This is a genomic window from Rhodococcus sp. AC861, assembly GCF_979256035.1.
On sequence record NZ_CEEDMW010000091.1, the window covers coordinates 1 to 243 of the forward strand.

Consider the following 243-nt stretch of genomic DNA (forward strand, 5'->3'; position numbering starts at 1 on the left):
TCGCGATACTGCCCGTACGCTGAAAATCGGCATTAATACAGTCATCCGAACTTTAAAAAACTCTCGCCACGAAGAATAACGTCATCCCCGGTCGCTCATGCTGATGTGGCACTCATCTGCAAACTTAGTCAGCAATGGAGCTTTGTCGGCAGTAAAGCGCGACAGCACTGGCTCTGGTACGTGTACAACACGAAAACTGGTGGTGTTCTGGCCTACACTTTTGGCCCCCGGGCTGACGAAACC

Annotated in this window: 1 pseudogene; it reads left to right on the forward strand. The window is 51.4% G+C overall.

Annotated elements, in window-relative coordinates:
* Positions 1-243: pseudogene (locus tag AC0IX4_RS23275) on the forward strand (IS1 family transposase); the annotation flags it as partial.